At 57.9% G+C, this 13529-nt stretch carries 12 protein-coding genes; 6 read left to right on the forward strand and 6 right to left on the reverse strand.

Going from position 1 to position 13529, the window contains the following annotated elements:
• Positions 1-3: 3 nt before the first annotated feature.
• The 6 genes from AC2FJV_RS11775 to AC2FJV_RS11800 form a co-directional block, all read right to left on the reverse strand.
• The gene (locus tag AC2FJV_RS11775) at positions 4-771 is read right to left on the reverse strand and encodes an SDR family NAD(P)-dependent oxidoreductase (protein ID WP_142636160.1); all 768 of its coding nucleotides are present in this window, start codon (positions 769-771) and stop codon (positions 4-6) included.
• Positions 771-2480: an IlvD/Edd family dehydratase gene (locus AC2FJV_RS11780; protein ID WP_496713803.1), complete on the reverse strand. Its 1710-nt coding sequence runs from the start codon at positions 2478-2480 to the stop codon at positions 771-773. The genes AC2FJV_RS11775 and AC2FJV_RS11780 overlap by 1 nt, the downstream gene beginning before the upstream one ends.
• Before the next feature lie 24 nt (positions 2481-2504).
• A complete protein-coding gene (locus AC2FJV_RS11785) occupies positions 2505-3845 on the reverse strand; it encodes an alpha-glucosidase/alpha-galactosidase (RefSeq protein ID WP_496713804.1) in 1341 nt (446 codons plus the stop codon).
• Between the two features lie 22 nt (positions 3846-3867).
• Positions 3868-4716, reverse strand: a complete 849-nt coding sequence (locus AC2FJV_RS11790; RefSeq protein ID WP_142636166.1) for a carbohydrate ABC transporter permease — start codon at positions 4714-4716, stop codon at positions 3868-3870.
• Between the two features lies 1 nt (position 4717).
• Positions 4718-5641 carry a carbohydrate ABC transporter permease gene (locus AC2FJV_RS11795; RefSeq protein ID WP_142636168.1) on the reverse strand — a complete coding sequence of 308 codons (924 nt, stop codon included), beginning with the start codon at positions 5639-5641 and terminating at the stop codon, positions 4718-4720.
• A 94-nt stretch (positions 5642-5735) separates the two neighbouring features.
• Entirely contained in the window at positions 5736-6995 is a 1260-nt protein-coding gene (locus AC2FJV_RS11800; protein ID WP_142636170.1) for an ABC transporter substrate-binding protein, read from the reverse strand.
• Between the two features lie 140 nt (positions 6996-7135).
• Here AC2FJV_RS11800 and AC2FJV_RS11805 point away from each other — a divergent pair, with 140 nt between their 5' ends.
• The 6 genes from AC2FJV_RS11805 to AC2FJV_RS11830 all read left to right on the forward strand — a co-directional run bounded on the left by AC2FJV_RS11805 (position 7136) and on the right by AC2FJV_RS11830 (position 13310).
• Positions 7136-7942, forward strand: coding sequence for an IclR family transcriptional regulator (locus AC2FJV_RS11805; protein WP_496693729.1), 807 nt, complete (start codon positions 7136-7138; stop codon positions 7940-7942).
• A complete protein-coding gene (locus AC2FJV_RS11810; protein WP_271948765.1) occupies positions 7939-8997 on the forward strand; it encodes an ABC transporter ATP-binding protein in 1059 nt (352 codons plus the stop codon). Before AC2FJV_RS11805 ends, AC2FJV_RS11810 begins: the two co-directional genes overlap by 4 nt.
• A 158-nt stretch (positions 8998-9155) precedes the next feature.
• A complete protein-coding gene (locus AC2FJV_RS11815; protein WP_281995060.1) occupies positions 9156-10115 on the forward strand; it encodes a dihydrodipicolinate synthase family protein in 960 nt (319 codons plus the stop codon).
• Positions 10106-11038, forward strand: coding sequence for a 4-hydroxyproline epimerase (locus AC2FJV_RS11820; RefSeq protein ID WP_496713805.1), 933 nt, complete (start codon positions 10106-10108; stop codon positions 11036-11038). Before AC2FJV_RS11815 ends, AC2FJV_RS11820 begins: the two co-directional genes overlap by 10 nt.
• Complete coding sequence (locus AC2FJV_RS11825) at positions 11035-12273, forward strand: NAD(P)/FAD-dependent oxidoreductase (protein WP_496713806.1); 1239 nt, start codon at positions 11035-11037, stop codon at positions 12271-12273. Before AC2FJV_RS11820 ends, AC2FJV_RS11825 begins: the two co-directional genes overlap by 4 nt.
• An 11-nt stretch (positions 12274-12284) precedes the next feature.
• Complete coding sequence (locus AC2FJV_RS11830) at positions 12285-13310, forward strand: trans-3-hydroxy-L-proline dehydratase (protein ID WP_496713807.1); 1026 nt, start codon at positions 12285-12287, stop codon at positions 13308-13310.
• The last annotated feature ends 219 nt before the right edge of the window (positions 13311-13529 follow it).

Below are 13529 nucleotides of genomic sequence, written 5' to 3' on the forward strand. Positions count from 1 at the left end.
TTCTCATCCTGTTACTACAACACCGCCATCAACGGCCATGCATTGCCCGGTCATGGCGCGACTGGCTTCCGACGCAAGAAACAGGGTCGGTGCGATCATATCCTCGGGCGTCAGGTGGTCCTTTAGGCATTGGCGTTCCAGATGTGCGGACAGATCTTCTGGCGTGGCCCACATGTCCAGCTGTTTCTGTGTCAGAACCCATCCGGGGGCCAGCGCATTAACGCGGATTTTCTGCGGGCCAAGCTCGCGCGCCAACGACCGGGTCATCCCGGTGATCCCGGCATTTGATGTCGTATAGATCGGATAACCGGAATTACCCATCATATAGCTGATCGAGCTGAAATTGATGATTGATCCGCCCTTGTCCTGCATTTGACGTGCGGCTTCTTGGCAGGCAAAGAAATACGCCTTCAGATTCACCTCGATCATCCAGTCCCAGAATTTGGGCGTGGTTTCGTCAAGCGAATGGCGCTTGTCGTTGGCGGCATTGTTGATCAGCACACCAAGGGGGCCATGGGCCTCGGCGGCTTTGGCCATTGAGGCGCGCAGCAGGTCGGTATCTGTCATGTCGCCTTGCAGAAACAGCGGCCCGCGCCCGTGCTTGGCGCGCATCTCATCAACAAAGGCACTGGCGTCGGAGCGCCCGATAAAGGCGACCTGCGCACCCTGCGCCAGAAATCCGTCCGTTAAAGCGGCCCCGACACCAGAACCACCTCCGGTGATAAAGACGGATGCACCGTTCAGGTCGTGGAAAGTGGCGGGTTGGTCCATCAGTGGCTCTCTCTGGTCACAAGGCGGGTGTCTTTGCCGACAAGAAAATCCAGGTCCGCACCCTGATCGGCCTGCAGGACGTGGTCTATGTAAAGCTTGGCATAGCCGCGGGTGTAATGCGGAGCATCCGGTTGCCATGCGGCGCGTCGGGCGTCCAGTTCAACTTGGTCAACCAGCAACTCGAGCGCGCCCTTGCTAGCGGATACACGGATACGGTCACCGGTTTTGACCAGCGCCAGCGTGCCGCCCGCCTGGGCTTCGGGGCTGACATGCAGGATGACAGTGCCAAATGCCGTGCCGGACATCCGTGCGTCCGAGATACGGATCATGTCGCGCACACCGTCCTTCACCAGCTTGGCCGGGATCGGCATATTGCCAACCTCGGGCATGCCGGGATAACCCTTGGGTCCACAGCCTTTCAGCACCAATATAGTCTCGGGCGTCACCGGCAGGTCATCCCTGTCGATATTGGCCTTCATATCTTCGATGCTTTCGAAGACATGGGCCACAGCCTCGGTCTCCAACAGTGCGTCCGTGGCCGCCGAAGGTTTCACAATGGCCCCGTTCGGCGCCAGATTGCCGCGCAGCACACGCAGGCCTGCGGCAGGTTTTATTGGGTCGTTGAAGGGACGGATCACATCGCGGTTGAAACATTCTGCACCTTCGTAATGGGCCGAAATATCCTTGTTCAGAACCGTTTTGGCAGGTCGTAGGAAGGGTTTGAGTTCGTTTAAAACCACAGGCACGCCACCTGCATAGCAGAAATCCTCCATCAGGTATTGGCCCGAAGGCATACAGTTCACAAGCAGCGGGATATCCGACCCGATCTCAAAATCCTTAAGTGTCAGGTCGATGCCTACACGACCGGCCAAAGCCAGCAGATGCACCACGGCGTTGGTAGAGCCGCCCACGGCAGCATTGGCCAGAATGGCGTTTTCAAAGGCTTCTTTGGTCAGAATGTCCGAGGGTTTGAGGTCTTCATCCACCATCTCGACGATCCGTTTGCCAGTCAGATGCGCCAGCGCCATTCGGCGAGCATCTACGGCGGGCAGCGCGGCGTTGGTGGGCAGGCTCATGCCCATTGCTTCGACCAGGGATGCCATGGTCGACGCGGTGCCCATGGTCATGCAGACACCGGCGCTGCGCGACATGCCGGATTCAGCATTCATGAAATCCTGCAGGGTCATTTCCCCGGCGCGCACGGCTTCGGAAAACTTCCATACATCCGTGCCCGAGCCGATATCCTGCCCGCGATACTTACCGTTCAGCATCGGGCCGGAACTGACAACGATGGCGGGCAGATCGACCGAGGCGGCTCCCATAAGTTGCCCCGGCGTAGTTTTGTCACAGCCACCCAGCAGAACCACGCCGTCAATCCCATAGGCGCGGATGGATTCTTCGACATCCATGGCCAGTAGGTTGCGAAACAGCATGGCGGTGGGCTTCATCTGGGTTTCACCCAGCGACATGACCGGGAATTCGACCGGGAAGCCGCCAGCCTCCCACACGCCGCGTTTGACGCCTTCGGCCAGATCGCGCAGGCCGGAATTGCACGGCGTCAGTTCGGACCATGTATTGCAGATGCCGATAATGGGACGCCCGTCAAAGGCATGGTCGGGAAAGCCCTGGTTCTTCATCCAGGACCGGTGGATGAAACCATCCTTGTCCAGCTTGCCATACCAATGCTGCGAGCGGCGTTTTTTTGTCATTATTGTCAGCCCTTTAATATTTGGTCATGCCGCTTTGGCCGGTTTGCACCAGTCTGGCAACCAATCCGCATGCGCGATCAAAAGATCGCTGACCAGATTACGGATCTGGCGCAGGTCGAGCTCGGCGGCTGTGTGTGGGTCCATCATGGCGGCGTGGTAAATGTATTCGGGGTTCTGGTCGGTCAGCGCCCGCACGGTCAGTTCCTGCACGTTGATCTGGGTGCGCATCAGCGCAATCAGCTGCGGTGGGATGTCGGTCACGACCGAGGGTTGCACCCCGTTGCTGTCCACCAGGCATGGCGTTTCCACAGCAGCCCCCAAGGGCAGTTGCGGGATCTGGCCGGTATTGGGCAGGTTGCCATAGGCGGTGTAGGGCGTATTCGTCACGATGGCGTTCATCAGGTCCGCCGCGAATTCGTGGCTGCGGCACACCTCAACCGCACGCCCGTCGGTCAGGGTCTTGGCCTGTTCTTTCCAGTCCTCGACCTGCTCGACGCAGCGGGTGGGATATTCATCCAGCGGGATCGAGAACTGCTCGATCAGATCGTCGCGCCCGTCCTTGATGAACCAGGGCACATATTCGGCCAGATGTTCCGAGCTTTCGGTGCAGAAATAGCCCAGATGATCCATCACTTCGTATCGGACCTTGTTGGGGCAGCGTGGCATCAAAAGGGGCGGTTTCGGCAGCTGTCCACCGGCATATCCCTGTCGGAGCGCAGGGTACAGATTGCGTCCCTGATGCTCGAGCTTGAGGAAGAAAGCCACATGGTTGACGCCTGCGACCTTATAGCGAAACTCGTGCTTGGGCAGGTCTAGATCATGGGCCAGTTCCTCGACCGTATTTTGCACCGAATGGCACAGGCCGACATGTTTCAATGTCGGAAACCGTTCGGCCAAAGCCCAGGTGTTGATCGCCATCGGGTTCACATATTGCAACAGCGTCGCGTTGGGGCAGAGCTGCATCATGTCCTGGGCCACGTCCCACAGGACCGGAACGGTGCGTAACCCGCGCATGATCCCTCCTACGCCCAGCGTATCGGCGATGGTCTGACGCAGGCCATATTGCTTGGGGATCTCGAAGTCAGTCACTGTGCAGGGGTCATACCCTCCGATCTGAAAGGCGGTAATCACGAAATCCGCCCCCTCCAATGCGGCGCGTCGATCGGTGTGGGTGGTTATGGTGGCCCCCGTGCCGACCGAGCGCACCATGGCGCGGGCCACGGATTCGCTCTCAGCCAGGCGCTGTGTGTCGATATCCATCAAGGCAAAATGGCTGTCGGCCAGGGCGGGGGTCAAAAGGGCATCGCCCACGATATTGCGCATGAAGATCGTGGAACCGGCCCCGATAAAAGTGATTTTGGTCATCAGGCAAACCTTTAGCTTGATGTTATTTCACGGCACCGAGTGTCAGGCCCGCGATAAAATGTTTCTGCATCAGGAAGAACATGGCAACCGGCGGCAGCGCCGCGACAATGGAACCGGCACTCATCAGCTGATAGGCGGCGCGGAACTGCGCGTTAAAGCTGGTGATCCCTGCGGTTACAGGCTGGCTCTCAGCACCTTGCGTCAGCACTACAGCCCAGAAATAGTCGTTCCAGATGAAGGTAAAGATCAGGACACTGAGCGCCGCAATGGCGGGCTTCATCAGCGGCAGCACCACGTACCAGAAGATACGCCATTCACTGATCCCTTCGACCCGCGCCGCCTCGATCAGTTCAAAGGGCAGGGCGCGGATGAAATTCCGCATGAACAGGGTGCAAAACCCGGTCTGGAACGCGATGTGGAACAAGACCAGCCCGGTCTTGGTGTTGTACAGGCCCAGGTCCAGCGTCAGGTCGCGCACGGGCACCATGAGGATTTGGAAAGGCACGAAATTGCCCGCTACGAACAGGAAGAAGATCCAAAGGTTCGATTTGAATTTGTAGATGCCGAGTGCAAACCCCGTCATGCTACTTAGCGCGACGCACCCGATGACCGTGGGAACGGTGATCAGGAAAGAATTCATCAGATAGCGCGGCATATCCGAATTGAAAAACACCTGCCCATAGTTGAATGCGCCCTCAAAGCTGGACGGCATCCCCCAGTAGTTGGCATTGGTGAAATCCGCGGCGGGTTTGACCGAGAATAGGGCGACGGCCAGCAACGGCCCGAGCCACAAAAGCAAGGCCAGCGGCAGCAACGCCTGATAGGTGATCTGCGCTGCACGAGGTTGTTTTTCGATTGGCTTGGGAAACATCTCAGTGCCCCCTTTCTTCGCGGTACATTGACCACAGGAAATAACCGATGAAACACAGCATGATAAGGAACAGGATCACCGCGATAGCCGCGCCATACCCCATGCGGAAGCCATACTCGGACAAGGCGACCTCGAACATGTAATAGGCCAGCACGCGCGATGATCCGAACGGACCGCCCTGTGTCATGATTGAGATCAGGTCAAAGCTGCGAAGCGCGCCAATGATGGTGACGACAAAGGCAATGAAGGTGGCAGGGCGCAGTTGCGGCAGGATGATATGCCACAACATCCGCCAGCTCTTGGCACCGTCCAGCCGCCCGGCTTCGATTTGTTCGGGGTCCACGGCGTTGAGGCCGGTCAGGTAAAGGATCATGCAATAAGCTGTCTGCGGCCAGAGACCGGCAAAGATGATGCCATAGGTGACGAAACGCTCGTCACCCAGCACGTTCACCGGGCCCATGCCAAAGAATCCGAGGAATTCGTTCAGCAGGCCGAATGTGGGATCGTAGAACCATGTGAACACAAGGCCAACGACCACCTGAGAAATCACGAAGGGGAAGAAAAACAAGGATTTATACAGGCGAATGCCCCAGACCGTCTGGTTCAGGAACAGCGCGATGAACAGACCCGCCGGAATCGCCGCCAGATAGAGCAGCAGCCAGATCAGGTTGTTTTTGAGCGAGATGTAAAAGGCATCCCGGTCCGACCATTCCCAGTACAGGTCTTCATAATTGCGAAAGCCGACATATTCGGCAGCCCCCAGGCCGTCCCATTCGTAAAGCGACAGGTTGAAGGACTGAAAGACCGGAATGATCACATAGACCATAAAGAACAACAGGCCTGGGGCCAAAAATAACCAGGGCGCGATGCGCTGTTGGTTTCGGTGGAACCAGCTTTCTTGTTCGTGGGTATCGACGGCGGTCATGGGCGTCCCCGGTTCTGGTAGGCGGAGTAAGGCGGGTTGATACCCGCCTTACGCAGGTCATGGCTCAGGATTGGCTTTGCCAATCCTGACCGGTTCAGTTGTCGTAGATGCGCTGACGCGCCCGTTCGAGTTTGGCCAGGATTTTGTCCGCATTGTCTGGCTTGACCATGAATTCCTGGAAGCCTTCCATCGACGCCTTGGCCATTTCTGCCGGTGCGTCGCGGTCCCAGAACTGGGCGACTCCGCCCGGGCTGTTTGACGACAGCATGGTAAAGCCCTGCTGCAGGAACTTGTCGGCATCTACCGAGGACTGAGCATTGACCGGCAACTGGCCGAGATTCGAGCCATTGTTGATCTCGGTCTGTTCATCCGCAGACACAACGAAGCGCAGGAATTCACGGGCGGCTTCTTTGTTCGCCGCGTTTGACGGGATGTGGAACGTGTCGGTCGGTGCATCTTCGGCCAGTTCGACATCGGGGTTGATGGCAACAAACTGGTAGAAGTCCAGCTGGTCGTCACTCAGGCCCGCCTCACGCAGTGGCGCCACGGCGAAGTTGCCCATCAGATAAGCCGCCGCATCACCGTTGACCATGAAGGGCAGAGCTTCTTGCCAGCTATAGGTCTGGTGGTTGTCGATGAAGGCACCCATATCGATCAGCTGTTTCCAGTTGGCGAAGGTCTGCTTGACCCGGTCATCCTCCCAGCTGATTTCACCATTGGCCAGCTGGTTGTGGAAGTCATAGCCGTTGGTGCGCATGTTCAGGTAGTCGAACCAGCCACCGGCAGTCCACAGGAACTTGGTGCCGATCGTATAGCAGGCGCGACCGGAATCGACGATCTTTTGGCAATTCGCCAGCTCTTCTTCCCAAGTTGCGGGCTCGGTCAGGCCCAGCTCGTCAAAGATGTCTTTGCGATAATAAACGCCCCACTGATAGTAGGTGTAGGGCACGCCCCACTGTTTGCCGTCGATCGTCATCGCACCTTTGGTTGAAGCCAGATTGTCCGCAATCGCAGGTTCCGCCCACAGGTCCGAGACGTCTTCGAACAGGCCAGCCTCGACATAGGGTTTCATCCGATTCGCCGCGTACCACGTGGCGACATCCGGAGTATCCGCAGTCAAGAAGTTGCGGATCTGGGTTTTGTAGGCCTCGCGGTCGATCACCGTTGTCTCGATGGCCAAATCCGGATGCTGTTGCTGAAATCTGTCGATCATTGCTTCCATCGTGGCCCGGGGTGCCGGGTTCGATGTGTCCAGGAATATCCGCAATTCGCCGGTAAGCTCGGCAGAGGCGGGAACAGCAAGTGCAACGCTCATGGCCAGAGCGGCCGTGGTGCGCTTGTAGATGGAATGCATGGTTTCCTCCCTTAGCTTCCATTTTAGTTCCATATATTGGAACTTAGTTTTATATGTTGAAAACTACACATCGACTCGGTTAGTCTTGTCAAGACCCTCTTGGCTGAGGCCGAAGGTTAACTGGAGGAGACAGAGCGCCCGTGGCAGGTGATGGAACGATAGGGAAAGCATGTGACGTGCTTGATCAGGTGGCCGCGTTTCAGCGGCCGGTTCGCTTTGCGGAACTGCTGGAAAGCAGCCGCTTTCCCAAGGCAACGCTCTATCGGTTTCTGCAATCCCTGACCAATCAGGGGATGTTGTCCTATGACCCGGATAGGCAGACCTATGCACCGGGTTTGAGGCTGGTTCGGTTGGCCCATGCAGCGTGGACGCAAAGCTCACTGGCGCCGATTGCCAGGCCTTTTCTCGATACGCTCAGCGGTGAAACGGGCGAGACTGTGCATCTGGCGCAGCTCGATTCTGGTCAGGTTCTGTATGTCGATAAGCGCAATGCCGCCCAGCCGGTTGAGATGTATTCACAGGCGGGCAAGGTCGGACCGGCCTATTGTACGGGTGTGGGCAAGGCGATGATGGCCTTTCTGGACGAGGCTGAGCTGAACAAGGTGATCTCACAGCAAAGCTTTCACCGGTTTACGGATAAGACCTTGGCCTCGGAAGCTGCGCTGCGGTCCGATCTAGAGCTGATCCACAGCCGGGGCTACGCCCTGGACGATGAAGAACACGAGACGGGGATCATTTGTGTTGCCTGCCCGATCCGAACGCCGGGCGGGCGGATGCTGGGTGCAATATCGGTGACCGGCTCGACCGAGCGGATGAATTTCGACCAGCTCGAGGCTTGGATTCCCCGCGTGCGCCGGGTGGCCGAACAAATCGCGGCCGAAGCTCAGGCCTGGCGGTTCCCTGAAACACGCCCCGATGGCCAGAAGGACAGGATACAAGCGACATGACCGGAGTAACTCTGAACCAAACGATTAAGCGGTATGGCCAGACACAGGTGATTCACGGGATCGACCTCGAAATCGAGGATGGTGAATTCTGTGTCTTTGTTGGCCCATCGGGATGTGGAAAATCCACTTTATTGCGGATGATCGCAGGGCTTGAGGAAACGACCGAGGGCCAGATTCACATCGGGGCGCGTGAGGTGACGCATCAGGACCCGGCGAAACGGGGCGTGGCGATGGTGTTCCAGACCTATGCCCTGTACCCGCATATGACTGTGGCCGAGAATATGGGGTTTGGCCTGCGGATGAACGGCGTGGCAAAAGCCGAGATCGACAGGAAGGTTCAGGAAGCCTCGGGTATCCTGAAGCTGGACCAGTATCTGAAACGCAAACCCAAGGCTCTGTCGGGTGGTCAGCGCCAACGCGTTGCCATCGGGCGTGCGATTGTGCGCGGCCCCGAGGTGTTTCTGTTCGATGAACCTCTGTCCAACCTGGACGCCGAATTGCGCGTTGAGATGCGTGTGGAAATTGCCCGGCTTCACAATGAAATTGGCGCGACCATGATCTATGTGACTCACGATCAGGTCGAGGCGATGACCATGGCCGATAAGATCGTGGTGCTGCGCGATGGTCGGATCGAACAGGTCGGTGCGCCGATGGATCTGTATCGGGATCCAGATAACAAGTTTGTAGCAGGGTTCATTGGCTCGCCCGCCATGAACTTTCTGGATTGCGACATCGTCGATGGTCAGGTGACTCATCCGGCGATCACTCAGCCTCTGCCCGTCCCAGCATCGGTTCCTTTGGGTCTGTCTCGGGTCACGCTGGGTATCCGCCCGGAACATATTCAGGTCGACCGATCGGGCGATACCTGCACCGTTGATCTGACCGAGGCGCTTGGCGGCGTCAGCTATTCCTATTTGCTGACATCGAATGGCGACAAGCTGATCGTTGAAGAGCGCGAAGACGAGCGCAGTAAGCAGGGTACACGCATCGGTATTTCGATCCGCCCGGAACGCACCATGCTGTTTGATCCTGAAACCGGCCTGCGGTTGAGATAATTGCCGTTTAGACAGTCAAAAACACCCGCGTCAGACGAAAGGTCCAACGCGGGCTTTTGCGTCGAATTATATATGGATTTTGTATCCAATATCCGTTATCGCGTGAAAACGGGCGCCTGACGCCTATCTGGACCCCTGTAACTAGAGGATAGCACCGTATGTCGACCAATGTATTTAGCGGTACGATGCCCGCGCTCATGACCCCTTGCTCGGCGGATAGGCAGCCGGATTTCAACGCACTTGTTCGGAAGGGCAAGCAAATGATCGACGCAGGCATGTCTGCGGTTGTCTATTGCGGATCCATGGGCGACTGGCCGCTTTTGACGGATGCGCAGCGCATGGAAGGGGTGGAACGTCTGGTGGATGCCGGGCTGCCGGTTGTGGTCGGAACCGGGGCAATCAACACCAAATCCGCCGAGGCCCACGCTGCACATGCGCAAAAGGTCGGCGCTGTCGGGTTGATGGTCATTCCCCGGGTTCTGTCCCGCGGGAGCTCATCAACTGCGCAAAAGAACCATTTCAAGGCAATCCTGTCCGCTGCGCCGGACGTGCCGGCAATTATCTACAACAGCCCATATTATGGTTTCGCAACAAAGGCTGATCTGTTCTTTGCCCTGCGCGCCGAACACCCTAACCTCATTGGGTTCAAGGAATTCGGGGGCAAGGACGATCTGCGCTATGCTGCGGAAAACATCACCAGTCAGGATGATGATGTGACGTTGATGGTGGGTGTGGACACCGAGGTTTACCACGGTTTCGTCAACTGTGGGGCAACCGGGTCGATCACCGGGATCGGAACGGCCCTCCCACGTGAGGCGTTGCTGTTGGCTGCGCTTTCTCAAAAGGCCGCGCGGGGCGATGCCGAAGCCCGGTTACGGGCGCAAGAACTGACCGAGGCCATTCAGGTGCTGTCCAGTTTTGATGAGGGTCCGGATCTTGTGCTGTATTACAAGCATCTTCTGGTGTTGAACGGGGAAGAGGAATACCGCCTGCATTTCAATGAAACTGATGCCCTGACAGATGCACAGCGGAATTATTGCGAACAGCAATACGCGTTGTTTGGGGCTTGGTTCGCCGATTGGTTGAAACAAGGTGGGGTGATCGCAGAATGCATGTGATCGACAGCCACACCGGAGGAGAACCGACCCGGGTCATCCTCGATGGCGCTCCAGATCTGGGCTCTGGCCCTCTGGCTGAACGCGCCCGGCGGCTGGACATCGAATACAGGGATTTCTATCGTTCGGTCATGCTTGAACCGCGCGGACAACCGGCCATGGTCGCGGCCTTGTTGGTGGAACCGGTTGATCCAACCTGTGTCACCGGCGTGATCTATTTTGATGTCGATGCTGTTTTGGGAATGTGCGGCCACGGAACCATTGGCCTGACCGTGACACTGGCGCATCTTGGTCGGATCGATGTTGGAATACATCGGATCGAAACGCCAGCCGGAGTTGTCACGGTCGAGCTGCACGATGCCAATACTGTCACGGTCACGAATATCGAAAGCCGCCGCGTTCACAGCGACATTTCACTTCATGTGCCCGGTTTCGGAGAGGTTGCAGGGGATGTGGCCTATGGTGGAAACTGGTTCTTTATCGTCGATCCAAGCCCGCTTTCCGTCATTCCGGCCAATATTCGGGAGCTGACCGATAGGGCCGTTGCTATCCGCAAAGCCTCGATCGCGCAGGGGGTTGGCGGCGAGCAGGGTGAACCGATTGATCATGTAATCTTTCAGGACGCATCGCCCGAGCAAGCGATTCACAGCCGCAACTTTGTTCTGTGCCCGGATGACAATTACGACCGGTCGCCCTGTGGCACCGGCAGCTCTGCTCGGCTGGCCTGTCTGGCCGCTGAGGGTCTATTGGCCCCGGGGCAGGAAATCGTCCAGCAAAGTGTCATTGGCAGCACCTATCGCCTGTCCTATCAGGCTGGGCCCAACGGCGGTGTCATCCCCTCGATCACCGGGCAGGCCTATGTCATGGCGGAATCGCGGTTGATGTTTGCCGAGGCTGATCCATTCCGTTCGGGGATTGAGGTATGACCCAGCAGATCGTCGTCATCGGAGCTGGCGTGATTGGCATGACCATTGCGCTGGAATTACAGCGCCGGGGTCATGCCGTGCTGGTTCTGGACAAGGAAGGCGTTGCGGCGCAGACATCAGCCGGAAATGCCGGGGCCTTTGCTTTTTCCGAGGTTGAGCCTCTGGCAACGCCCGGCATCATGAAAAAGGCACCAAAGTGGCTGCTGGACCCGTTGGGTCCCCTGTCTATCCCGCCTGCCTATGCGTTGCAGATTGCACCCTGGATGTACCGTTTCTGGCGGGCCAGCCAGCCCGGTCGCTATGCCGAGCTGTTGGCCGCTCAGGCCAGCCTCATGCAACTGTCCAGTGCCGCGCTTGAACGGTTGATCCCAGCGGTTGACGGCGAGGCGATGATGCAGCGCGACGGTCAGATGCAGCTGTACGAATCCGAGGCCGAATACCGTGCAAGCCTGCCCGCCTGGGAGGTGCGCCGCCAGCATGGTATCGACTTTGAACTGCTGGAAAGCCCCGAGGCGATTGCCGAAAAACAGCCGGGTCTCAGTCCTCGGTTCACTCATGCGGGATTTACGCCCAACTGGTTGAATACTGTTGATCCCAAGAAATGGGTCGAGCGCCTTGCCCAGACCTTTCAAAACCGGCAAGGCCGGATCGAGCGGCGCGATATTCAGGCGTTGGTGCCACAGCAAAGTGGCATGCGCCTTGAAACGGCGGAAGGGCCCGTGGACGCGACGAAAGTGGTCGTGGCTGCCGGCGCATGGTCGCATCATATCGCCCGAACTCTTGGTGACCGATTCCCGCTTGAAACCGAGCGTGGATACAACACGACCCTGCCCGAAGGTGCATTTGATCTGCGGATGCACCTGTCCTTCTCGCGGCATGGGTTCGTTGCCAGCCGGATCAACAATGGCGTCAGGATCGGCGGCGCGGTCGAGTTGGGCGGTCTGAACCTCGCCCCCAATTTCAAACGAGCCGACACGTTATTGCACAAAGCCGAAGAGTTTCTACCCGGCCTCAAGACCGAAGGAGGCACGCAATGGATGGGGTTCCGGCCGTCGATGCCTGACAGCATCCCGGTCATCGGTGTTTCTCCAAATGCGTCTTGCGTGTTCTATGCGTTCGGCCATGGGCATCTTGGGCTGACCCAATCCGCAGGCACGGCCGAGCTTGTTGGGGCCATGGTTGACCGTCAGGCCCCCCCGATTTCGCCAGCCCCCTTTGCTGCTGGCCGGTTCTGAGGGAGGGGGTCGTGCGCAGTATCAAAACTCTCCACGTGATCTCCGCCCATGCCGAAGGCGAGGTTGGAGATGTCATCGTTGGCGGTGTTCTTCCGCCACCCGGTGATACCTTATGGGAGCAGCGGTCGTTCATCGCGCGCGACCAGTCCTTGCGCAACTTTGTCCTGAATGAACCGCGCGGGGGTGTATTTCGTCATGTAAACCTGTTGGTGCCGCCCAAACATCCGCAAGCAGATGCAGGCTTCATTATCATGGAGCCCGAAGACACACCGCCAATGTCTGGTTCAAACTCGATCTGCGTGGCCACCGTGCTGCTGAATAGCGGGATCATTCCGATGCAGGAACCGGTTACACATCTGACGCTTGAGGCACCGGGCGGGCTGGTCCCGGTGCGCGCCGAATGCCGGAATGGCAAGGCCGAGCGCATATTTGTGCAGAACCTGCCCAGTTTTGTAGACCGGCTCGCCGTTCCGCTTGAAGTGCCGGGCCTTGGCACACTGACCGTGGATACGGCCTATGGGGGCGACAGTTTCGTGGTGGTCGATGCGGCGGCGCTTGGGTTTGACATCGTGCAGGACGAGGCGCGTGACATTGCGCGGCTGGGTGTAGCGATCACCAATGCGGCCAACGAACAAATTGGGTTTACGCATCCCGAAAACCCGGACTGGAATCACATTTCATTCTGCGCTTTTTGTGGCCCGACCGAGCGGGTAGCAAATGGCCTGCGCGGAAAATCCGCCGTGGCGATCCAGCCGGGCAAAGTTGATCGGTCCCCTACCGGTACCGCAGTTTCTGCCCGCATGGCCTTGATGGCCGCCAAGGGAGAAATGGCAGTCGGGCAATCTTTCCAGGCGGTTTCGATCATCGGCTCGTCTTTCACCGGACAGATCGTCGAGGCCACAACGATCGGGGGGCGTGCCGCGATCATTCCCGAGATCAGTGGCCGCGGATGGATTACCGGTACACATCAACACATGCTTGACCCGGACGATCCCTGGCCGGGCGGATATAAGCTCAGCGATACCTGGGGCGTCTGAATTTTGCCCATTGGCAAGCAGTTTTGATGATTTTCCGCAAACCGTGTCAAAATGCGCGGTCTCTGGCGATTGATCCCAAGCCAAACGTCATTTAAGGGAGGCCCTGTCAATACAGAGTCATCCCGGGACGGCAGTCTTGTTACGTCCCTTACGCGCCACGCCGATGTGGCCCCAACTCTTGGATCGCACGCCCCGAAAGGCTTAAAAAAGGTAAAAGAA

The sequence above is a fragment of the Ruegeria sp. CDSA241 genome (assembly GCF_059611265.1).